Origin of the sequence: Novosphingobium meiothermophilum (genome assembly GCF_003171715.1) — a bacterium.
Classification (GTDB): Bacteria; Pseudomonadota; Alphaproteobacteria; order Sphingomonadales; family Sphingomonadaceae; genus Novosphingobium; species Novosphingobium meiothermophilum.
Genome location: NZ_QGHL01000004.1, coordinates 68,448 through 88,273, shown reverse-complemented (window position 1 = coordinate 88,273; position 19,826 = coordinate 68,448). Strand labels below are relative to the sequence as shown.

Annotated in this window: 22 protein-coding genes; 10 read left to right on the top strand and 12 right to left on the bottom strand. The window is 64.6% G+C overall.

Going from position 1 to position 19,826, the window contains the following annotated elements; genetic code table 11:
- Nucleotides 1-75: 75 nt before the first annotated feature.
- Nucleotides 76-2,352 carry an LPS-assembly protein LptD gene (locus DKM43_RS00830; RefSeq protein WP_109796594.1) on the bottom strand — a complete coding sequence of 759 codons (2,277 nt, stop codon included), beginning with the start codon at nt 2,350-2,352 and terminating at the stop codon, nt 76-78.
- Nucleotides 2,353-2,454: 102 nt separating this feature from the next.
- Here DKM43_RS00830 and DKM43_RS00825 point away from each other — a divergent pair, with 102 nt between their 5' ends.
- The 6 genes from DKM43_RS00825 (at nt 2,455) to DKM43_RS00800 (ending at nt 7,964) form a co-directional block, all read left to right on the top strand.
- A complete protein-coding gene (locus tag DKM43_RS00825; RefSeq protein ID WP_109796593.1) occupies nt 2,455-3,912 on the top strand; it encodes a leucyl aminopeptidase in 1,458 nt (485 codons plus the stop codon).
- A 9-nt stretch (nt 3,913-3,921) separates the two neighbouring features.
- Nucleotides 3,922-4,086 carry a DUF2256 domain-containing protein gene (locus tag DKM43_RS00820; RefSeq protein WP_109796592.1) on the top strand — a complete coding sequence of 55 codons (165 nt, stop codon included), beginning with the start codon at nt 3,922-3,924 and terminating at the stop codon, nt 4,084-4,086.
- The gene (locus DKM43_RS00815) at nt 4,086-4,517 is read left to right on the top strand and encodes a DNA polymerase III subunit chi (protein ID WP_109796591.1); all 432 of its coding nucleotides are present in this window, start codon (nt 4,086-4,088) and stop codon (nt 4,515-4,517) included. The genes DKM43_RS00820 and DKM43_RS00815 overlap by 1 nt, the downstream gene beginning before the upstream one ends.
- A gap of 98 nt (nt 4,518-4,615) precedes the next feature.
- A complete protein-coding gene (gene ndk, locus DKM43_RS00810) occupies nt 4,616-5,038 on the top strand; it encodes a nucleoside-diphosphate kinase (RefSeq protein ID WP_109796590.1) in 423 nt (140 codons plus the stop codon).
- A gap of 240 nt (nt 5,039-5,278) precedes the next feature.
- The gene (locus DKM43_RS00805) at nt 5,279-7,606 is read left to right on the top strand and encodes a TonB-dependent receptor (RefSeq protein ID WP_109796589.1); all 2,328 of its coding nucleotides are present in this window, start codon (nt 5,279-5,281) and stop codon (nt 7,604-7,606) included.
- Between the two features lie 112 nt (nt 7,607-7,718).
- Nucleotides 7,719-7,964 (top strand): hypothetical protein, encoded by a 246-nt coding sequence (locus DKM43_RS00800; RefSeq protein ID WP_109796588.1) that lies wholly within the window; start codon nt 7,719-7,721, stop codon nt 7,962-7,964.
- A 55-nt stretch (nt 7,965-8,019) separates the two neighbouring features.
- Here DKM43_RS00800 and DKM43_RS00795 read toward each other — a convergent pair whose 3' ends face one another.
- Genes DKM43_RS00795 through purM form a run of 3 tightly spaced genes read right to left on the bottom strand, consistent with a single transcriptional unit; the run spans nt 8,020 to nt 11,203 of the window.
- Nucleotides 8,020-9,156 carry an MFS transporter gene (locus tag DKM43_RS00795; protein WP_109796587.1) on the bottom strand — a complete coding sequence of 379 codons (1,137 nt, stop codon included), beginning with the start codon at nt 9,154-9,156 and terminating at the stop codon, nt 8,020-8,022.
- Between the two features lie 6 nt (nt 9,157-9,162).
- Nucleotides 9,163-10,104, bottom strand: coding sequence for a phosphoribosylglycinamide formyltransferase (gene purN / locus DKM43_RS00790; RefSeq protein ID WP_109796586.1), 942 nt, complete (start codon nt 10,102-10,104; stop codon nt 9,163-9,165).
- Nucleotides 10,097-11,203: a phosphoribosylformylglycinamidine cyclo-ligase gene (gene purM / locus DKM43_RS00785; RefSeq protein ID WP_109796585.1), complete on the bottom strand. Its 1,107-nt coding sequence runs from the start codon at nt 11,201-11,203 to the stop codon at nt 10,097-10,099. Before purM ends, purN begins: the two co-directional genes overlap by 8 nt.
- A gap of 128 nt (nt 11,204-11,331) precedes the next feature.
- Here purM and DKM43_RS00780 point away from each other — a divergent pair, with 128 nt between their 5' ends.
- The 4 genes from DKM43_RS00780 to DKM43_RS00765 are packed head-to-tail and all read left to right on the top strand — an operon-like array spanning nt 11,332 to nt 14,366.
- Nucleotides 11,332-12,600: a hypothetical protein gene (locus tag DKM43_RS00780; protein ID WP_109796584.1), complete on the top strand. Its 1,269-nt coding sequence runs from the start codon at nt 11,332-11,334 to the stop codon at nt 12,598-12,600.
- Between the two features lie 36 nt (nt 12,601-12,636).
- Nucleotides 12,637-13,251: an HdaA/DnaA family protein gene (locus DKM43_RS00775; protein WP_109796583.1), complete on the top strand. Its 615-nt coding sequence runs from the start codon at nt 12,637-12,639 to the stop codon at nt 13,249-13,251.
- A gap of 27 nt (nt 13,252-13,278) precedes the next feature.
- Entirely contained in the window at nt 13,279-13,998 is a 720-nt protein-coding gene (epsC, locus tag DKM43_RS00770) for a serine O-acetyltransferase EpsC (protein WP_109796582.1), read from the top strand.
- Between the two features lie 38 nt (nt 13,999-14,036).
- Nucleotides 14,037-14,366 (top strand): DUF2794 domain-containing protein, encoded by a 330-nt coding sequence (locus DKM43_RS00765; protein ID WP_201739744.1) that lies wholly within the window; start codon nt 14,037-14,039, stop codon nt 14,364-14,366.
- On the opposite strand, the gene DKM43_RS00760 is transcribed toward DKM43_RS00765, so the two are convergent.
- The 8 genes from DKM43_RS00760 to pyrE form a co-directional block, all read right to left on the bottom strand.
- Nucleotides 14,363-14,767 carry a PaaI family thioesterase gene (locus DKM43_RS00760; protein ID WP_109796581.1) on the bottom strand — a complete coding sequence of 135 codons (405 nt, stop codon included), beginning with the start codon at nt 14,765-14,767 and terminating at the stop codon, nt 14,363-14,365. The two genes, DKM43_RS00765 and DKM43_RS00760, sit on opposite strands and share 4 nt — an antisense overlap.
- Entirely contained in the window at nt 14,764-15,267 is a 504-nt protein-coding gene (locus DKM43_RS00755) for a PaaI family thioesterase (protein WP_109796580.1), read from the bottom strand. The genes DKM43_RS00760 and DKM43_RS00755 overlap by 4 nt, the downstream gene beginning before the upstream one ends.
- Nucleotides 15,268-15,334: 67 nt before the next feature.
- A complete protein-coding gene (ruvX, locus tag DKM43_RS00750) occupies nt 15,335-15,802 on the bottom strand; it encodes a Holliday junction resolvase RuvX (RefSeq protein ID WP_109796579.1) in 468 nt (155 codons plus the stop codon).
- 6 nt (nt 15,803-15,808) lie between these two features.
- The gene (locus DKM43_RS00745; RefSeq protein WP_109796578.1) at nt 15,809-16,945 is read right to left on the bottom strand and encodes a DUF3089 domain-containing protein; all 1,137 of its coding nucleotides are present in this window, start codon (nt 16,943-16,945) and stop codon (nt 15,809-15,811) included.
- Between the two features lie 67 nt (nt 16,946-17,012).
- Nucleotides 17,013-17,933, bottom strand: a complete 921-nt coding sequence (gene lepB, locus DKM43_RS00740; protein WP_236632313.1) for a signal peptidase I — start codon at nt 17,931-17,933, stop codon at nt 17,013-17,015.
- On the bottom strand, nt 17,930-18,394 hold the full coding sequence (gene acpS, locus DKM43_RS00735; protein WP_109796577.1) for a holo-ACP synthase: 465 nt from the start codon (nt 18,392-18,394) through the stop codon (nt 17,930-17,932). Before acpS ends, lepB begins: the two co-directional genes overlap by 4 nt.
- Nucleotides 18,395-18,418: 24 nt before the next feature.
- Nucleotides 18,419-19,159, bottom strand: coding sequence for a pyridoxine 5'-phosphate synthase (locus DKM43_RS00730; protein ID WP_109796576.1), 741 nt, complete (start codon nt 19,157-19,159; stop codon nt 18,419-18,421).
- The gene (gene pyrE / locus DKM43_RS00725; protein WP_109796575.1) at nt 19,159-19,743 is read right to left on the bottom strand and encodes an orotate phosphoribosyltransferase; all 585 of its coding nucleotides are present in this window, start codon (nt 19,741-19,743) and stop codon (nt 19,159-19,161) included. The genes DKM43_RS00730 and pyrE overlap by 1 nt, the downstream gene beginning before the upstream one ends.
- Nucleotides 19,744-19,826: the final 83 nt, after the last annotated feature.

Sequence of the window (19,826 nt, the reverse complement as noted above, 5' to 3'; positions counted from 1 at the left end):
CCCGGCTCTGTGGGCAGAGGCGGCTTAACCCAAGCTGAGTGGCGCATGGGAAACAAAAGGGCAAGAGACCAAGCGTCACTTCACGCCGAGGTTCTTGAGCGAGAGCGAGATCTGGAACGAGTTGCCGCGCACCGCGTCGCCGATATTCACGTAATCGCGCCGCCAGGTGAACGAAAGATCGAGGCAATCGTCCGTCCACGCAATGCCCAGCCGGTGGCGCAGCATCTGGTAGCCATCGGACATCATCGTCGGGTCATCCTCGCGGTTGGTGAGGTTGATGATGGTCGAGCCGAAGGCCGAGAGCGTGCGGGTGATCGGCGTGCGCACGGCAAAGCGCAGCTCCTCGCGGTCCTGAAGATCCTCGAAGCCGTTTGCGATGTTGCGGTTGAGCTTGAGGTAGCCAGCCTCAAGATAGCGCCGGTGGTTGCCGACGGTCACGTCGAACTCGTGCCGCCGCAGGGCGAAGCTGTCCTTGTCTAGCCGGAAGCGATGGGTGAACTTGACGATATCGGCAAACCGCACCGTGGTGCGCCCGACGATGTCCGAGGCCCGGTTGGTCAGGCCCGTGCCATCGGGAAGGATGGCGTTCTGGCTGGACAGGCGATAGCTCTGCCCGATGGTGGACATGATTTTCAGGCCAGGGCGCTGGAAGGTCCAGTCCACCCCGTAGGTGAAGCGCACACCGTCCTCGATCCGGTCATACCCCGGAAAGCGGTTGAGCGCGAAAAGGTTCACGTCCTCAAGATCGACCGAGCGCGAATCCTCGTTGGGAATCTCGAAGTTGCGCACACCGGGCGTTGCCACGATCTGGAAACGCGGCGTCAGAACCTGCGTGCCGCCGAACGCGCTGCCCGTGAAGGGCCACTTTACGTCAATTGCGGCGGTGGCGATCCCGCGCGTCTGCCAGCCGGGCAGGCCCCGGTAGATTTCCGTCGTCGTCAGCGCATTCTCGTCGCTGTGATAGACATCGCCGCGCACAAGACCGGTCAGCGTCACTTCCTGACCCATGCCGGTTATGGTGCGCAGATCCCACTGGGCGCGGGCAAAGGCGCGCTGGCTGTCCTGTCCGGCGGTGCGCAGGATGGCAAGGCTGTTGGCCTGAAGCTCGAACCGGCCGGGAAGGCCGTCGATGGTCAGGCGGCGGCGATAGTCGATGGCGGGCAAGGCCAGCGGCACCAACCCTTGCGGATCGTTCACCCTTGCTGTCTGCGTTGCCCACCCCGCGATCGAGAGGTAGCTGGCATCGTCGATGCGCTCGAAGTTGATCGATGAGCGCAGACGGTCGTCGCGGCTGATGTCATAGCGACGCAGGAAGGTGCGGTCCGAGGCCAGCCGGCCATAGCCGGTCATGCTCCAGTGCTCGGAAAACTGGAGCTTGCCGTTGGCCTCGATATAGCCGCGCCAGCGCTGCTCGCCAGTGGGCACGGTATTGATCGGCGCGCCCAGCGGAATGCGCGCACTGCGGGTGGCATAGCCCGTGATCTGGAATGCGCCCAGATCGGTCAGATGCCGATACTTGGCCGTAAGCATCGGCAGCGACCCGGTGTAGAATGTGCCGGTCAGCGCCAGATCGCGGTTGTCGGCAATGCGCCAATACCAGGTCTGGCTGACTTCCGCGCCATTGGCCGCACCCAGCCGGAAATCGGGGATCAGCAGCCCGGTTTCCGCGCGAAAGTCCGATGTATGGCCAAGGCCCGGCAGCGGCAGCAGCGGCAGGCCGAACATGCGCAGCGTGGCACCGCGATATTTGACGCGCTTTTCCTTGGCATCGAAATAGACGCGCGCTGCCGTCACTTCCCAGCTCGGCCGTTTGGCGCAGCCCTTGTCGTCCTCGATGGCGCAGCCCGAATAGACCGCGTTTTCCAGCGTCATGTTGCCTTGCGCATCGCGCGATCCGCGCTCTGCCGCCAGCCTGCCGCCAGTGCGCAGCACGACCAGCAGATCCTCGATCGCGCCCGACTTGAACTCGTCGGTCAGTTCAACCTTGTCGGTATAGACGACGTTGCCGTCATCATCGACGAACCGCACATTGCCGGTTGCGACGATCTGGCCGCTCTCACGGTTCCACGTAAGGAGATCGGCGCGCACGGTCTGCTTGTCGTGCCGCAGGACAATATTGCCTTCGGCAAAGACCATTTCGGCATTGCTGTCATAGCGGACCTTGTCCGCCTCGAAGCGCACGACATCGTCAACGCCCGATTCGTCGCCGGGTGCCGCAGCCATGGGGGCATCCTGCGCCAGTGACGGAAGAGCGACGAGGGCGGAAATGCCGACGCCAAGCAGCGTGGCCATGCGCGCGGCGCGCAAGCGACGGTAAGGGGCTTGCGGCTGCGGCCGCCGGGCGGGTTGCATGCGCTTGCCTATCGCACCAGTGCATCCTAACTGCAATTGCACATTTGCGGTGTTGGTCCCGCTTGCGTCGAACTGTGGCACGTTTTCCCTCAGGAGTTCTTGATGAAGGTCGTCTTTCGCACCAGTGATGCCCCGCAGCCTCGCCTGGTCGCCCGCCTCGTGGCGCTCGATGCGCTTCCGGCGAATCTTGATGCGGTGGTGCGCGAAGGCGCGGTCGCAGCGCGTTTCAGTGGCAAGGCCGGGCAGGTCTTCGAGGCATTTGTCGAGAATTCCGGCGGCTTGACGCGGCTTGCGCTGGCCGGGATCGGCAAGCCAGATGCCGATGACCGCATGGCCAATCTGGAGAAGGCAGGTGCCGCGCTCGTCGCCCGTTACCAGACTTCGGGCGAAACCGCGCTGGCGATCGATTTCGCGGGGACGGGGCTGAGCGGGACAGAGGCGGCCGCCGTGCTTTTCGGGGCACGCCTGCGCGGCTGGCGCCACGATGCCTATCGCACGAAGCTGACCGAGGAACAGAAGCCGTCCCTCGCGGAAATCGTGTCGATTGCGGCGCCGGAGGGCACGGCACCCGCCTGGGAGGAGGCCGCCGCACTTGCAGCAGGTGTGGAGTTTGCCCGTGAACTCGTGACCGAACCGGCCAACGTGATCTATCCGGCAAGCTTCGTGGAACGCTGCAAGGCCCGGCTGGAAGGCACCGGCGTCGAGGTGATCGTGCTTGGCCTTGCGGAGATGACCGCTCTTGGCATGGGCGCGCTGCTGGGCGTGGCGCAAGGGTCGGTGCGCGAGCCGAAGCTGCTGGCCATGCGCTGGAAGGGCGCGGAGGCGGCAAAGCCCACGGCCTTCGTCGGCAAGGGCGTGACTTTCGATACGGGCGGCATCTCGATCAAGCCAGCCGCGGGCATGGAAGACATGAAGTGGGACATGGGCGGCGCGGCGGCCGTTGCGGGCGCAATGCTGGCGCTGGCGAAGCGCAGGGCAAAGGCCGATGTCATCGGCGTGTGCGGCCTTGTCGAGAACATGCCCGATGGCAATGCCCAGCGCCCCGGCGATGTCGTGACATCGATGTCGGGCCAGACGGTGGAAGTCATCAATACCGATGCCGAAGGCCGCCTCGTGTTGTGCGATGCGCTGACCTGGGTGCAGAAGGAATATGCGCCCGCGACCATCGTTGATCTGGCTACCTTGACCGGTGCGATGATCATCTCGCTGGGCCATGAATACGGCGGCATGTTCAGCAATGATGATGCCCTTGCCGGACACCTTGATGCGGCGGGCAAGGCCAGCGGCGACAAGCTGTGGCGATTCCCGCTGGGACCGGCCTATGACAAGCTGATCGACAGCCCGATTGCGGACATGAAGAACGTGGGGCCGCGCTATGGCGGCTCGATCACCGCGGCCCAGTTCCTTCAGCGTTTCATCGACAAGGACGTGGCCTGGGCGCATCTCGACATTGCGGGCATGGTCTGGGCCGACAAGCCCGGACAGACCTGGGCCAAGGGCGCAACCGGATATGGCGTGCGCCTGCTGGACCGCTATGTCCGCGACGTGCTGGAGGCATAAGGCGCCTCCATGCCGAAAATGCGGCGCAAGTCCGATCTTCCGACGAAGACCTGCGCCGCCTGCGGCCTGCCGTTCACGTGGCGCAAGAAGTGGGAACGGGACTGGGACAACGTGAAGTTCTGTTCCGACAGGTGCCGCAGCGTGAAGGGCGGCAGGCGCGAAGGTGCAGGCTGATGCGCGTCGACTTCTATCAGCTTACCCGCGATCCTGCCGAACTCGTCCTGCCGCTGATCGCGCGCAACACACTGGCGGCGGGCGAGCGGCTGCTTGTCGTTTCCGAGGATGACCGGCAGTTGCAGCGGGTGAGCGAGGCCCTGTGGACGCGTATTGCCGAAAGCTTCCTTGCACATGGGCGCGCAGGCGATGGACACGAGGACCGCCAGCCGATCCTGCTTTCAGCAAAAGCCGATCCTGCCAACGGTGCCCGCTACATGGCGCTGGCCGACGGGGTCTGGCGCGAAGGCACGTTCGACCGCGTGTTCCTTCTGTTCCCGCCCGCCCGGATCGATGACGCGCGCGGTTGCTGGCGGATGCTGGGCCAGCGCGAAGGCGTGGAGCGGCGCTACTGGCGTCAGGACGGGGGCAAGTGGAAGGAAGGGCCTTGAGCCTGCGCCGAGCGTGGGGAGTGGCCGAACTTGCGCCATGGCACAAAGCCCGCTAGGGGCGCGCGCAATCGCAATCCCTACATCGCAAGGAACATCCCATGGCGGTTACCCGCACCTTTTCGATCATCAAGCCCGACGCCACGCGCCGCAACCTGACCGGCGCTGTCACCAAGATGCTGGAAGAAGCCGGTCTGCGCGTCGTGGCCTCGAAGCGCATCCGCATGACCCGCGAACAGGCAGAAGGCTTTTACGCCGTGCACAAGGAGCGCCCCTTCTTTGGCGAACTGGTCGAGTTCATGATGAGCGAACCGGTGGTGGTGCAGGTGCTGGAAGGTGAAGATGCCGTTGCCCGCAACCGCGAAGTGATGGGCGCGACCAACCCCGCCGATGCGGCACCCGGAACGATCCGCAAGGAACTGGCGCTGTCGATCGGCGAGAACACCGTGCATGGTTCGGATTCGGAAGAGAATGCGGCCATCGAGATCGCTTTCTTCTTCAAGCCGGAAGAGATCGTCGGCTGACCCTCCGCGGTTTTCCGGAGCCGAGAAAAGGCCGGGGCAGTGATGCTCCGGCCTTTTTCATGCGCAAACCTGACGCCCCTAACGAAAGTGAAATGTTGCTCAGGTGCAACGCTCTGTTGAATTGATTGCGATAGTTCAGAACAGAAATTGTATGTTGTGCATACAACGCTAAATCAGGGCGCGTTCCGCACGAGAACGCGCAGGGCCGCATCCGTCGGCTCTTTCTGGGAGGGAAACCTGATGACCAAACTTCGCGCATTGCCGCGCCTGCTCGCGCGCACCAGCCTCATCGCCGGCACCGCCATCGCCCTGGCCCAGCCTGCCTTCGCACAGGAAGCGGCCGATAACAGTGGCGGCAACGAAATCATCGTGACCGCGCAGAAGCGCGCCCAGTCCCTGTCCGATGTGTCGCTGTCTGTTTCTGCGGTGGGCGCCGATCAGCTTGCCGCCAACAACACCTTCACCATCGAGGCGCTGCAAACGCTGGTGCCTTCGATCAGCTTCGGCAACGATTTCAACTTCGCCAAGCTGTTCATCCGCGGCATCGGCCTGTCCAGCTCGCTGCCGGGCGTCGATCCTTCGGTGGCGCTTCACGTTGACGGGGTGGTGGTCAGCCTTGCCCAGGCCCAGCTTGGTTCGATGTTCGATCTTGAGCGCGTCGAAGTGCTGCGCGGGCCGCAGGGCACGCTCTATGGCCGCAACGCCACGGGCGGCGCGGTGAACCTCATCACCGCCAAGCCCACGGACCGTTTCGATGGCTATGTCCGCCAGACCATTGGCGGGGATGCCTTCCTGGTGCAGACCGATGCCGCGATCAGCGGACCGATCACCGAGGGTGTGCGCGGGCGTCTCGCGTTCCAGCGCATCAAGCGCGACGGGTTCGGCGTGAACGAGTTCACCGGCAACCAGATCGACAACATGAACCAGTGGTCGGCGCGCGCTCACCTCGAACTGCTGCCTTCGGACAAGGTCAACATCCTGCTGACCGGCGAGTATCACCGCGAGGATGACCGTTCACTGGCGATCAAGTTCCGCGAAGTGTCGTTCCCCGGCGTGCTGACCGACAACATCGCCAGCAACGACGGGCTGAGCGCGCTGGGCCAGCGTCTCAACGCCGATGGCAGTCAGGCGCGTTTCGCCAGCAACCCACGCAACCTTGCCACCAACTTCGACCCGATCAACGATCGCAAGCAGTGGGCGCTGACCGGCATCGTCACGGTCGAGGCTACCGATGCGATCTCGCTCAAGTCGCTGACCAGCTACCGCAGCTTCGATTCGATCTTCTTCCACGATTTCGACATGTCGACCTATCTGGGCTATCCGCTGGCCCAGACCAACGCCCTGCGCAGCAGTGCCAACCACTGGCAGCCGGTGTTCCAGCACCAGTTCAGCCAGGAGCTTCAGGCCAACGTCGATACCGACCGGTTCCACGGCGTGTTCGGGCTGTTCTATCTGGATGAGCAGATCGAGATCGAAAACCATATCGGCCTTGATGTACTGAACAACACCGATCCGCTGCGCATCCAGTTCGACGGACGGCTCGACGTGAAGGCATGGGCCGGTTTTGCCAACCTTGCCTATGAGCTTTCGGACCAGTTCACCGTGAAGGCAGGCGCCCGCTACAGCTGGGAAGAACGCCGCCTGCGCAACAATACCGGCCTTGGCTCTCCCGCGCTCAACCGGCTCGTGCTTGATCCGCTACAGTGGGATGCCACCAAGAGCTGGAACGACTTTGCGCCGTCGCTGGGCATCGAATACCGGCCGAATGCCGACCTGATGCTCTATGGCAACTGGTCGCGCGGCTTCAAGAGCGGCACTGCCGAGATCGGCTCCACGCGCCGTCTTTCGGCCACGCAGCCGTTGCCGTTTGTCGATCCTGAAAAGGTCGAAGCCTTTGAAGTGGGCGCCAAGTATGCGCAGGGTGGCCTCAGCGCGAACCTTGCCGTGTTCTTCCAGCGGCTGAAGAACGGACAGTTCTCGCTCACCCGTCCGATCCCGGCGCCGCCGTTCTTCACCAGCACGCTGACCAATGCGGCGGTTTCCGAAGCCTATGGCGCCGAGCTTGACCTGCTGTGGCGGGCCACCCCTGCGTTCACGGTTTCCGCTTCGGTGGGCTACCTCGATTCGAAGTTCACGCGCTTTTCCGCTTCCGACCCGCTTGACGCGCGCCTGTTCGCACCGGGCGCGGTGGAATCGCAACTGGTCAAGGATCTTTCGGGCAACCGCACGCGCATGTCGCCCAAGTGGAGCCTCAACCTCAACCCGACTTACGACATCGACGTGAGCAATGGCGGCACGGTGCGCCTTGGCACCAACTTCGCCTTCCGGTCGAAGCAGTATCACACCGAGTTCAACGATGACCGCATGGCGCAGGATGATTACATCCAGCTTGATGCCAACATCATGTATCGCGATCCCAGCCGCAAGTTCTCGGCCAACCTGTGGGTTCGCAACCTGACCAACGAACTGGTCTATGCGGGCAGCTTTGCGGTTTCGACCAGCCGCGCAATCGGTGGCACGCTTATGCCGCCGCGCACCTATGGCATCACGCTGGGTTACGATTTCTGATCGGCGCGCAGGCGATGTGATCCAGTCATCGGGGCTGCCGGTTCAATCTGGCAGCCCCCTTTGCTATTTTGGCTTTGCCATTCAGGGTGGCGGAATACGGGAGATTTGGCCGATGCAGGGCATGGGCGGGGATGATTGTCCCTTCACCTTCAATTTCGATCCGGCAACCTTCAAGGCTGGCGATACGGTCAGCTACAGGATTACCGGCAATCCCATGTTCGAGGGCATGCCCTTTTTGGGCGAACTGGTGGAAGTACACGAGGATTTCGTGGTGATCGCGGGCGATCCCAAAGATCCTTCGGTGCGCTATCGCGCAACGCGCGAAAGCCGACCGCAGGTTGATGCGGACCAGATCTGAAGGCTTGCCGTTGCCGGCAGTATTCCAGCCGGCCAGCTCTCAGGCCGTCTCGAATTCAGGCTTTAAGGGGCTGGCGATACCATGCGGCAAGGCCCCACCATATGGTGCCCAGCGCGGCGAGACCCGTCAGGATCGGCAGGGTGTAGCCCAGACCGCTCGCCAGAACCGCCGCAGCACCCAGCGCGGCAGTTGAGCAACCCAGATCCCAGCCACCTTCGGTCGCCATGTTGAAGCGCAAGGTGCATTGCGAACGCTGCGCCATGGCATAGAGCGGCGAGAGCATGGCGGTTGCCAGCATGGGCGTGACCAGCGCGCCCAGCGCCGTGGCGATGAGCGCTGGCAGGGGAGCCTGCCATGCCACGGCCTTTGCGATCAGCACCGCGGCCCCAAGGCCATAGGCGAGGGCTAGCGAGTGTTGTGCCCGCCCGCCATCGATCAGGCGGCCTATGATGAGGCTTCCGGCCGCCGCACCAAGTCCGGCCAGCGCAAGCGCGCCGCCGAAGTGCTCGAAGCTTTGCCCCAGCGTGACGAACAGCGCGAGGTTCCACACCACCACTCCGCAGCCGGTCTGCAAGCCTTCCGCGAAATAGAGGCGGCGCCCCCTGCGCACCATGGCCGGATCGGCCGTGGTGTCTGCCTCGATCGCCGGGTTTGCCGCGCCAAGAAAGGGCAGGCCGGCCAGAAGCTGTATCAGCGCGATGACGGCAAACCCCGCGAAAGGTCCGGCCCAGCCCAGAAGGAATCCGCCCGTGACCGGCGCGACGATGCCGACGGCGGCATTGGTGGCCTGCTGGATCGATACCTGACGCCCCAGCGCCGCGTTGTCGCCGGCGGCAGAGACATAGGCATGAAACCCGGTCCAGTAGAGCACGCTGCCCAGCCCAGAGACCAGAACATAGGCCGCCAGCACCGGCCCCAGCCCGCCCACGAATGGCAGGAGCAGAAAGCTCAGCGCGCGGATGCCCAAGCCCATGAGCACCACGTTGCGAAGGCCCTGCGCCCGCGCTAGCGGCATCACTGCCGCGCGCAGCACAAAGCGCGAGAGCAGGATGAGCGCGAAGCTCGCCAGCGCTGCAGCAGGCGAAAGGCCCTGCCTGACCAGAAAGCCCACGACAAACAGGCCTCCGCTAGCCTCTACAAACGATTGCAGGGCCGTGTGCGCGTAAACCCGGCGAATGGTGGTGAGCGTCATGGTGCGTCAGAAATCCATCATTGCCGCAAGGCGGCGCGGCGCAACCGCGGCCCAGCTGCGGCGAATCCAGTCGGCGGCATGGTCCCAGTCGACATCGGGGCGGTTGAGGATGAGGCCCGCCCAGCCGCTGGCGCCGTAATAGGCCGGACGGAACCAGACATCGCTGTCCTGCTCCACCAGCGCTGCCAGTTCGTCCTGCCCGCTGGTCTTCACCAGCAGTGCAATGTGCGGCGTGCCGTGGCGCTGATCGTTGAAATAGGCGAAATACTTGCCGCCCACGCGCCATCCGGGGGAGCCGTGACTCTCGCGCTCTTCCACCTCCGGCAGGGCGCTGACGAGGCGGCGCACCTGTTCCAGCAGCCATTCGGCGCTTCGCTCGCGCGAGACCCACACGGCAAGGGTGCGCGAATAGAGCTGGTGTTCGGCAAACAGCACGCGCGCGGCAAGGCTTTCGCCGGTATCGCCCGGAATGATCGCCACGGGTGTCTGTCCAAGGATCGGCCCATCATCGAGTTCGGCGGTAACGAGGTGCACAGTGCAGCCGCCGTGCGAATCGCCTGCCTCGATTGCCCGCTCATGCGTGTGCAGGCCCTTGTATTTTGGAAGCAGCGAAGGGTGGATGTTGAGCATCCGTCCTTCCCAGCGCGCCACGAATGCGGGGCTGAGAATGCGCATGTAGCCCGCAAGCGCGATGTAGCGCGCGCCAGATCGTATGACTTCGGCTTCCATCCGCGCGTCATGGTCGGCGCGAGTCATGCCCTTGTGGGGCAGGACGAAGGTCGGAACACCTTCAGCCGCAGCAAGCTTCAGACCGGAGGCTTCCGGGTTATTGGAAAGCACCAGCACGATTTCGTAGGGGCAGTCTGCCGCGCGGCTGGCATAGAGCAGCGCCGCCATGTTGGTGCCGCTGCCCGAAATGAAGACGGCGACAGGAATCCGCTCAGCCAAGGTGAACGGCTTCCCATGCGGCGCGTGCCGACCATGTTTCGGCGCTGCCGGTAACGGTGCAGCCCTTTTCGCCGCGAACGATCTCGCCCACGCGCCAGACGGTTTCGCCAGCCGCGGCAAGATCGGCGGCAAGCTGATCGGCCCCGTCGGCATCCACGGCAAGGATCATGCCTATGCCGCAGTTGAAGGTGCGGGCCATTTCTTCGGGCTCGATATTGCCCTGCGCCTGGAGGAACGCCATGAGGCGGCTTTGCTCCCAGCTATCGGCATCAATGCGCGCGTGCAGGCCCTGCGGCAGGACGCGCGGCACGTTTTCCAGCAGGCCGCCGCCGGTGATGTGGGCAAGAGCATTGATCCGTCCCGCGCGGATGAAGGGCAGCAGGCTTTTTACATAGATGCGGGTCGGCTCGATCAGGTAATCGATGAGCAGCCGTTCGTTGTCGAACAGGGCGGGCCGCTCCAGCTTCCAGCCCTTGTCTGCGGCAAGGCGGCGGACCAGCGAATAGCCATTGGAGTGAACGCCTGAAGAGGCAAGGCCCAGAAGCACGTTGCCTTGGGCCACGCGATCCCCGGTAAGCTGTTCGCCGCGTTCCACCGCGCCCACGCAGAACCCGGCAAGGTCGTAATCGCCATCGGCATACATGCCGGGCATTTCGGCGGTTTCGCCGCCGATCAGCGCGCAGCCGGCCATGCGGCAGCCTTCGGCAATGCCTGCCACGACGCGCTCGGCCACGCCGTTGTCGAGCCGGCCGGTGGCAAAGTAATCGAGGAAGAACAGGGGTTCTGCGCCCTGCACGATCAGATCGTTGACGCACATGGCAACCAGATCGATGCCGATGTGATCATGCCGGTCATGATCGATCGCCAGTTTGACCTTGGTGCCGACACCGTCATTGCCTGCCACCAGCAGCGGGTCCTTGTAACCTGCTGCCTTGAGATCGAAGAAGCCGCCGAAACCGCCCAGTTCGGCATCGGCACCCGGCCGCGCGGTGGACTTGGCAAGGGGGCCGATGGCCTTCACCAGCGCATTGCCTGCGGCGATGTTTACCCCGGCCTGGGCGTAGCTGTAGCTTTGCGGCTTTTGATCCTGTTCGCTCATGGTTGGCGCGCGTAGCGCTTTCTTGCTTGGATTTCCACTTGCGTTTGGGCAAAAGCACACGCGCAAGGCTGCCTTGCCAACAGCAAAGTTCCCTGTTCCTGCATTTGGTCTGTTTTCTCGGAGTTCCCTTGGCCGCACTGCGCCTGTCTTTCGAAAGCGCGAAGAACCGCAAGGCGCTGGGCATCGGGCTGGCGCTGCTGGCCGGTCTTGGCGGTGTGGCCCTGCTGGCGCAGATCGAGGGCGATCGCGGTATCGCGCCGATTGCCAGCAATGGCGATTTCGAGGTGCGCGGGATCGAGGTCAACGTCAGCGGCGACAATGCCGAGGACGCCCGGAGCAAGGGCTGGCGCGAGGCACAGCGCAAAGGCTGGGTCAAGCTGTGGGAGCAGAGCGGTGGTGGTGGAAGCGCGCCCGCGCTTGATGAAGCCACGATCGATTCGATGGTTTCAGCGGTTGTGGTGGAGCGCGAGCAGATCGGCCCGCGCCGCTATGTCGCGACGCTTGGAGTGATCTTTGATCGGGCGCGCACAGCCGAGCGGCTGGGCATGACCGGGGTTCGGGCGCGCTCGGCGCCGATGCTGGTGATCCCGGTGCTCTATCAGGGCGGCGTCGCCACGGTGTTCGAAACGCGCACGCCCTGGCAAAAGGCGTGGGCCGAGTTCCGCACCGGCAACAGCGCCATCGATTATGTGCGGCCCGCCGGTGCAGGATCGGATTCGCTGCTCCTGACTGCGGGGCAGCTTGACCGCCGCAGTCGCAACTGGTGGCGGTTGATCCTTGATGAGTTCGGTGCGTCCGACGTCATCATGCCCATCGCAAGGCTGGAGCGCAGTTTTCCCGGCGGGCCGGTCACGGGGCGCTTTGCCGCGCGTTACGGTCCCGACAACCGCTATCTGGGAAGTTTCACCCTCACCGCTAAAAGCGAAGCCGATCTGCCCAGGATGCTGGAAGAGGCCATCGCGCGGATCGACCGGATCTACGCACAGGCGCTGGCCGACGGGCTGCTGAAACCCGATCCCACGCTGAACATGGCCATGCAGGTCGATCCAGCCCTGATCGAGCAGACCCTTGCCAAGGCAGGGCCGGTGGCCGCTGTGCCCGGCATGGATACGGCGCAGAACCGCCCTGCGGCTGCGGCAAGCACGGCAGCCGCCGCGGCCGAGCGGACCTTCACCGTCCAGTTCGCCACCGCCGATGCCGCCGCCGTCGATGCGGGCATGGCCGGGATGCGCAGCATTGCCGGCGTGAAGAGCGCCGTTTCCACATCGATCGCCATTGGCGGCACATCGGTCATGCGCGTGACCTATGCGGGCGATCTGGAATCTCTGGCGGCGGCACTGCGGGCGCAGGGCTGGCGCGTGACAGCGGGCGCCGATGCGCTCTCGATCCGGAAATAGGCGCGCTCAGGCGGTTTCTGGTTCATAACGGCAGCCATGTCCTTGCAGATCGCTCTTCCGCTGGTGACGGCGCGCAGCGCCGAGACGGTCGTCATGGGGCCAGGTCTCGTGCCCGTGATCGAAGCCTTGCAGGCATCGGACCGCTGGCCGTTCCGCACCGCGGTGCTTGCCGGACCACCGCGTTCGGGCAAGAGCCTGCTTGCGCGCTGGTTTGCCGAGAGCGGCGCGGGCGAAGCGATCGACAACGCCGATGACCTGCCAGAGGATGAAGTGTTCCATCGCTGGAACCGGGCGCAGACCGAGGGACGCGCGCTCCTGCTTGTCAGCAACCGCGCGCCGGGACAATGGCGGATCGCCTTGCCTGACCTTGCCTCGCGGCTGGGATCGGCGCTGCTGATCGAGATCGGGGCGCCCGACGACGATCTGGTGGCCGGGTTGATTGCGGAACATGCCACGCGCCGCGGGCTGATCCTTGGCGATGCGGTAACTGCCTATCTGCTGCCCCGCGTGGAGCGAAGCCATGCGGAAATCGAGTTGCTGGTTGAAACTATTGACCGGCTCTCTCTTGAGCGTAAGGCGCCCGTTACCATATCGCTGGTACGTGATGCGCTGGAGGAGCGATCGGGGCAGTTCCAGCCGCGCTTGCTTTGATTGGCGGAAAGAGAGAGAACCCACGGCATGTTCAAGGGCCTGATTGCCTATCTCGACTCGATCAGGGCGCGCGATCCGGCGCCCCGGTCGCGCTGGGAAATCCTTCTCTATCCGGGATTGTGGGCGGTGGGTTTCCACCGTGTCGCGCACTGGCTGTTCGAGGCGCGCCTGTTTTTTCTGGCGCGTCTGGTCAATCACTTTGCCCGCTTTGTTACCGCCATCGATATCCATCCTGGCGCGAAGATCGGCAGGCACCTGTTCATCGACCACGGCTTTACCGTGATCGGCGAGACGGCCGAGATTGGCGACAACGTGACGATCTATCAGTGCGTGACGCTGGGCGGGACGAATCCGGCCAATGGCGTGCCGGGCAAGCGCCATCCCACGCTTTGCGACAATACGATTATCGGATCGGGTGCGCAGATTCTGGGGCCGATCACCGTGGGGCCGCGTGCGCGTGTCGGCGCCAATGCGGTTGTGACCGATGATGTGCCGGAAGGGGCGACGATGATCGGCCTCAAGGCGCGTTCCACGCTGGTTCCGGCGGAGACGTGGCTCAAGGAGTTCATCCCCTACGGCACGCCCTGCAAGGAGCCGTGCGAGCCGAATGGCGGAACGCGGATCGATGAACTCGAAACCGAAATCGCCGCGCTCAAGGCGCAGGTCGCAGCGCTGATCGCGGCGCAGACTGAAACCGAGGCTCCCGCGCCCGGACCCGGCACGCTCGGCAGGAGGACACGCCGCTGAGCGTTAGCGGGCCAGATGCCGGGATTTCCGGCACGGTCGTGCCCTTTCCCTATGCGCGCGCAGGCGTGCAGGTGGGCTTTGACCGGGGTGAACTGCTGAAGATCCTCGATCTTTACGGGCGTATGGTCGCCGCTGGCCTCTGGCGCGATTACGCGATGGATTTCGGCAGGGATGCCGCGGTATTTGCCGCGTTTCGCCGCACCGCCGAACGGCCTACCGCCCGCATCGAGAAACGCCCGTCGCTGCGGGCGCGGCAGGGTATGTGGGCGCTGTTTGGCGAGGCGGGGCAGGTTCTCAAGCGGGGGCACGATCTGGCAGGCGTGCTTTCGCCGCTTGAGCGCAAGTTATTGAAGGTGGTGGACGACTAGGATTTGGGCTGGATGAGGAAGTTCATCCAGCAACTGGCCAGCGGCTTTGTGCGGTCCGATTGCCAGGCTTCCGCGCGGACGTTGGCGATACGGCGACCGGCGCGGATCACCTCTCCCCGCGCGAAGGTTTCCACTGTCAGTCCGCCGCGCAGATACTCCACCGAGATGTTGACCGGCTTGATCCGCACGCGCGCATCCTCATCGCCAAGCTCGGCATGAAGCGCCATGATCGCGGCGATTTCCAGAAGGCCCGCAATGGCCCCGCCGTGGAGATAGCCGGGGCGCCCCGTGGCGCGATCGGTGCGGCTCATGGCCAGAAGCGGCGCACCATCGAGCATTCCGTCAATCCGCATTCCCATTGAGCGGGCATAGGGCGGCAGCCTTTCGGCAAGATCGGTCATGCCGCATCTCCCTTTGTGGCGGCCCACGATTCAGGTTCGACCTGAATGAAGATGCCGGCCGCATGGGCCACCGGATCGGCGATATCGCCATCGTGGGCAAGCCCGCGCACAAACGCCATCGAACGCTTCAGGCGGTAGCACTCCGCCCAGGCGAACACTGTCTTGCCGGGCGTTGCCGCGCGGACATAATCCACCCTGAGATCGAGCGTGACCTGCGGGTGAAAGCGGCCGCGCAGCGCCCAGACAGACATCGATGTGGCATTGTCGAGCATCGAGACGATCGGGCCTGAGGCCAATACGCCGGTTTCGGGATCACCTACCAGATCCTCGCGCCAGGGCAGGGCCAGTTCGATCCAGTTCTCGCCATGGCTGCGATACTCCATGCCGATGAACCCGGTGTGCCCGAACTGGCGCATGGAGTGATTGAAAAGGGCCGGGTTGAACGGCGTGTCCGGCGGGATGATCGGGCGTCCGCCCATGGCTTCCGGGGTCTTGTTCATGGATCATCCCTGCCGCAGCAGCGCAGGGATTACAAGCGGTTCAAGCGCGCGGTTAAAGTGCGCTCATTCAGAATGCGCTTCCAGCCAAGGCGTCGATCGCGCCTTGCAGGATCAGCGCGGCCGCATGGGAATCGATGCGGGTGGCGCGCTTGGCGCGGCTGAAATCCTGCTCGATCATGGCGCGTTCGGCGGCCTGCGTGGTCCAGCGTTCATCCCACAGCAGGATCGGCAGGCCAAGGTCGGCAAGGTTGCGGGCCATGGCGCGCGCGCCTTGAGAGCGCGGACTTTCCGATCCGTCCATGTTGAGCGGCAGTCCGATGACCAGCCCGCGCACCTGCCGTTCGGCCACCAGCGCGGCAAGCGTTGCCTTGTCGTCGGTAAAGCGGCCGCGCTGGATGGTCTTGCCCGGAGTGGCAAAGCGCCAGTCCCGGTCGCACAAGGCAACACCGATGGTCCTGGTGCCGGTATCCAGACCGAGCAGCACGCCGCCATCGGGCAGGGCATCACGCATTTCCAGCGCAGACTGCGTAATCATCACGGCCTACTGTCTGCCGGAGCGCGCGGTCTGCCAGGCGGCAACGCGGCGTGCGACATCCGCGCGCAGGTTGGCCCAGAACAGGGGCACGTCATAGACATGGTAATTGTTGCCCGGCAGGACATAGGGGCCAAGATCGGGCGGATCGCCGATGAGCAGCAGGCCGGTTGCCGGATCGCAGCGCGCAGGCACGGCAGCGGGGATCATCTCGCCGCCATCAAGTTCGGCGCTGGGCTTGAGGGTGCCCAGATTGGCCGAAGCAGGAGCCGCACCGCCAAGCCCGCCTGTAAGCGGATTGGTGCAGAGCACGGGGCGCGTGTCCTTGGCTTTCCCGTCAAGCGCCGGACGGCTGCGATAGGCGGCAAGGACCATTTCGGGTTCGGCCGGTTCGGCAAAGCTGGACCAGTTCATGATGCAGCCCGCCTTGTCTGGCCCGGCGCAGGCGGGAAGGCCCATGACCGGAAGATCATGTTCGACCGAGATCGGCCAGCCGATCGGATAGGCGGCAGCCACGCGCGCTGCAAGCGGGGTTCCGGCGATGCGCTCCTTCATCAGCTGCATGAGGTGCAGCGCCCCCTGACTGTGGCCTGCCAGCACGATCGGCTGATCGGCCGGAATCGAGCGGACGAAGGTGTCGAATGCCTGACGCACGTCGAGATAGGCCGCATCAAGCGCCATCTGTCCCTCGGCCTTGTCGGTCAGGAAGGCACCGAAGGCCGCCTGCCGGTAGCGCGGTGCCCAGACCTGCGCCTGGCCGTTGAAGGCCGATGCCATGCCGCGCAGGAAATAGCTGGCGCGCCGGTTGGAATCGGCATCGTTCAGCGGGCCGTTCCAGTGAGCGCGGGCAAGATAGCTGGTCGGGTGAATGAAAAAGACCGCCGCGGCGCCCTGCTTCGCCGCCTCATCGCCCGGAATCTTGGCCGGGCGCCATTGCGAGGGATCGCCTTCTCCCATGCCGGGACGCGAAAACCACATTTCCTTGTGGGTGTAGGCATCCTTCGCCAGTGGCTCAAGGCGGGCATAGGCCGTGCGCGGCACGAAGGCGAAGCGTGTCAGTTCGGCAGACCAGATGCGCAGCACGAACAGCGCCGCGATCACCAGCACGGCCAGAACGGCGATCAGGTAAAGAAACTTGCGGGCCATTTTCAGTGTTCCGTCTGAGGTCGGTTTTCCGTCATGCGGATTGAGGCGGTCTTTGCGAAAGGCGTCGTCACCGGTCCTGTTGCGCGGTATCGAACCGGGCCGGACGGCGGATTTCCGGGCGCAATCTGGTCCAGCTGCGACCCTCGCGCAAGGCTGTCCACCAGGACAGCGGGTTCCAGCTTTCGCTGCCATTGAGCGAGAATGTTACGAATTCGGCCCGCCCGCCGACATTGGCCAGCGGCACCGGACCGCCAAGCCCGCGTTCCTCGATGCTCGCGCGGCTGTCGGCGGAATGGTCGCGGTTGTCGCCCATCAGAAACACGTGGCCTGCGGGCACCACGGTTTCGGGGTAATTGTCGAGCGGCTGATCGGTATGATCGATCACCAGATAGCTGGCGCCGTTCGGCAGGGTTTCGCGAAATGCGGGCAATTCATAGACTTCGCGGCCATCGGCAAGGCGCGTGCGATAGCGCTCGAACATCATGTAGCAAGGGTTGCCATCGCATGAGAGCATGGGATCTGCCGGGATCTGCACGGGCGGTTCGGCCTGCTGGGGAACCAGCCTGCCGTTGAGGATGATCTGCCCGTGGATCACGGCAATGCGGTCTCCGGGCAGGGCGACCACGCGCTTGATGTAGTCCTCGTCTGTGCCGGGCGGCACCGCGATGACGATATCGCCGTATTCGGGGGTCCGTGGCAGCACCCGGCGGTCCGAACGCGGCAGTATGTGGAACGATGCCGAGACCCAGGACCAGCCATAGGGATACTTGGACACGATCAGCCGATCGCCCACCAGCAGGTTGGGCATCATCGAGATCGAGGGGATATAGAACGGCTTGGCAATCAGGCTGTGAAAGGTGACAACGGCCAGCAGCATGAGCGCAAGGCCGCGGATTTCCCCCCACCAGTCAACACCGGTGCCGGGCGGCGGCGGGGCAGGGCTGAGGGATTCGGCCGGATCGTCGGGGGTGGTCGCAGGGTCGGTCAAGCAGGCGGCGCTCCGTCAGGAAGAGGTGCGGCAAAAGGCGAAATGTGCGCAAGCGCGCCCGCCAGCGGACGGGCTTCGATCACCACGAAGGCCTGTGCCCAGGGGTGGTCGTCGGTCAGCGTGAGGTGGACGATGGCCTCGTAACCTTCAGGCGTGATGGCGGCAAGGCGGGCTGCCGCGCCACCCGTGAGCGCCAGTGCAGGCGCGCCGGAGCGGGCATTGACCACGCCGATGTCCTTCATGAACACGCCCGAACGGAACCCCGTTCCCACGGCTTTCGAAAAGGCTTCCTTGGCGGCAAAGCGTTTGGCCAGCGTGCCGGCCATCGTGTGGGGGCGGCGCGCCGCCTTGGCCTGTTCGACTTCGGTGAACACCCGGTCGAGAAAGCGCTGCCCGAACCGTTCCACCGAATTGCGGATGCGTTCGATGTTGCACAGGTCGGAGCCGATGGCGAGGATCATGCCGATGCTCTCAGCAAGCCGCTCTCACCGCGCCGCATCCATCAGCTCGCGCATCCGGCGCACGGCGGCATCAAGGCCCACGAAGATCGCCTCTCCGATCAGATAGTGCCCTATGTTCAGTTCGGCGAGCTGCGGAATGGCCGCGATGGGCTGCACGTTCTCGTAGGTGAGACCGTGCCCGGCATGCGGCTCTATGCCGTTGCGCGCGGCAAGCGCGGCCATGTCGGCAAGGCGCTTCAGTTCCACTGCGCGCGCCTCGCCTTCGGCATGGGCATATTCGCCCGTATGCAGTTCGACCACCGGTGCGCCGAGTTTCATCGCTGCCTCGATCTGGCGTGCTTCCGGGGCGATGAACAGGCTTACGCGAATGCCTGCATCCGACAGGCGCGCGACGATGGGCGCAAGACGATTGTGCTGGCCCGCCGCATCGAGCCCGCCTTCGGTGGTGCGCTCCTCGCGCCGCTCCGGAACGATGCAGGCCGCATGGGGCCTGTGGCGCAGCGCGATTTCGAGCATTTCCTCGGTTGCGGCCATCTCCAGGTTGAGCGGCAGGCTTGTCGCGGCCTGAATGCGGGCAAGGTCTTCGTCGCGGATATGGCGCCGATCCTCGCGCAGGTGCGCCGTGATGCCGTCTCCGCCGACCGCCGCCACGATCTCGGCCGCGCGGACCGGATCGGGGTGGTCGCCGCCGCGCGCGTTGCGGATCGTGGCAACGTGATCGATGTTGACGCCAAGGCGAAGGCGTCCGGGACTCAGGGTGCTCATCAGGGCTTCGACCGGCTGCCGGGCTTCACGGCAGGAGTTGCAGCCAGTTCCGGCGGCAGTTCATCGGCCGCGTAAGTGGGAAAGTTCAGCGCAACGAGCGGGAAGAACGGCACGCCAAGATCGACGCTGCCTGCGGACCGGTCGACAAGTGCTGCTGCGGCAATCACCTGCCCGCCTGCGTCCTCAATCGCGCGGATCGCCTCGCGGCTGGAAAGACCCGTCGTCACCACGTCTTCAACCATCAGCACCTTTTCGCCCGGAGCGAGCGTGAAGCCGCGGCGAAGCTCGAAGGTGCCGGTGGGGCGCTCGACGAACATGGCTTCCACCCCCAGCGCGCGGCCCATTTCGTGCCCGATGATGACGCCCCCCATGGCTGGCGAGACAACCTTCTGGATCTGCTGGCGCAGATCGCGCGGGATCCTCTGCGCCGTCGCCATCGCCAGCCGCGATGCGCGCATCGGGTCCATCAACACGCGCGCGCATTGCAGGTAGTGGGCGCTGTGCCGCCCCGACGACAGCAGGAAATGCCCCTCCAGCAGGGCCTGGCTGGCGCGGAACTCGGCAAGGATTTCATCTTCGAGCATGGGAACTGCCTGACTGGATCGACAACCTGCCCGCAAATGGCCCCTGCCAGCGCATGGGGCAACCCTTTTCGCGCAGACGTGCT

Coding starts and splice junctions, on each gene's coding strand:
- DKM43_RS00825 (WP_109796593.1), top strand. CDS start 2,455: ATGAAGGTCGTCTTTCGCACCAGTGATGCCCCGCAGCCTCGCCTGGTC.
- ruvX (WP_109796579.1), bottom strand. CDS start 15,802: ATGATTACGCAGTCTGCGCTGGAAATGCGTGATGCCCTGCCCGATGGC.
- DKM43_RS00800 (WP_109796588.1), top strand. CDS start 7,719: ATGCAGGGCATGGGCGGGGATGATTGTCCCTTCACCTTCAATTTCGAT.
- DKM43_RS00775 (WP_109796583.1), top strand. CDS start 12,637: ATGTCCTTGCAGATCGCTCTTCCGCTGGTGACGGCGCGCAGCGCCGAG.
- purM (WP_109796585.1), bottom strand. CDS start 11,203: ATGAGCGAACAGGATCAAAAGCCGCAAAGCTACAGCTACGCCCAGGCC.
- DKM43_RS00730 (WP_109796576.1), bottom strand. CDS start 19,159: ATGAGCACCCTGAGTCCCGGACGCCTTCGCCTTGGCGTCAACATCGAT.
- DKM43_RS00755 (WP_109796580.1), bottom strand. CDS start 15,267: ATGAACAAGACCCCGGAAGCCATGGGCGGACGCCCGATCATCCCGCCG.
- DKM43_RS00745 (WP_109796578.1), bottom strand. CDS start 16,945: ATGGCCCGCAAGTTTCTTTACCTGATCGCCGTTCTGGCCGTGCTGGTG.
- DKM43_RS00760 (WP_109796581.1), bottom strand. CDS start 14,767: ATGACCGATCTTGCCGAAAGGCTGCCGCCCTATGCCCGCTCAATGGGA.
- ndk (WP_109796590.1), top strand. CDS start 4,616: ATGGCGGTTACCCGCACCTTTTCGATCATCAAGCCCGACGCCACGCGC.
- acpS (WP_109796577.1), bottom strand. CDS start 18,394: ATGATCCTCGCCATCGGCTCCGACCTGTGCAACATCGAACGCATCCGC.
- DKM43_RS00805 (WP_109796589.1), top strand. CDS start 5,279: ATGACCAAACTTCGCGCATTGCCGCGCCTGCTCGCGCGCACCAGCCTC.
- DKM43_RS00795 (WP_109796587.1), bottom strand. CDS start 9,156: ATGACGCTCACCACCATTCGCCGGGTTTACGCGCACACGGCCCTGCAA.
- DKM43_RS00815 (WP_109796591.1), top strand. CDS start 4,086: ATGCGCGTCGACTTCTATCAGCTTACCCGCGATCCTGCCGAACTCGTC.
- epsC (WP_109796582.1), top strand. CDS start 13,279: ATGTTCAAGGGCCTGATTGCCTATCTCGACTCGATCAGGGCGCGCGAT.
- pyrE (WP_109796575.1), bottom strand. CDS start 19,743: ATGCTCGAAGATGAAATCCTTGCCGAGTTCCGCGCCAGCCAGGCCCTG.
- DKM43_RS00830 (WP_109796594.1), bottom strand. CDS start 2,352: ATGCAACCCGCCCGGCGGCCGCAGCCGCAAGCCCCTTACCGTCGCTTG.
- DKM43_RS00820 (WP_109796592.1), top strand. CDS start 3,922: ATGCCGAAAATGCGGCGCAAGTCCGATCTTCCGACGAAGACCTGCGCC.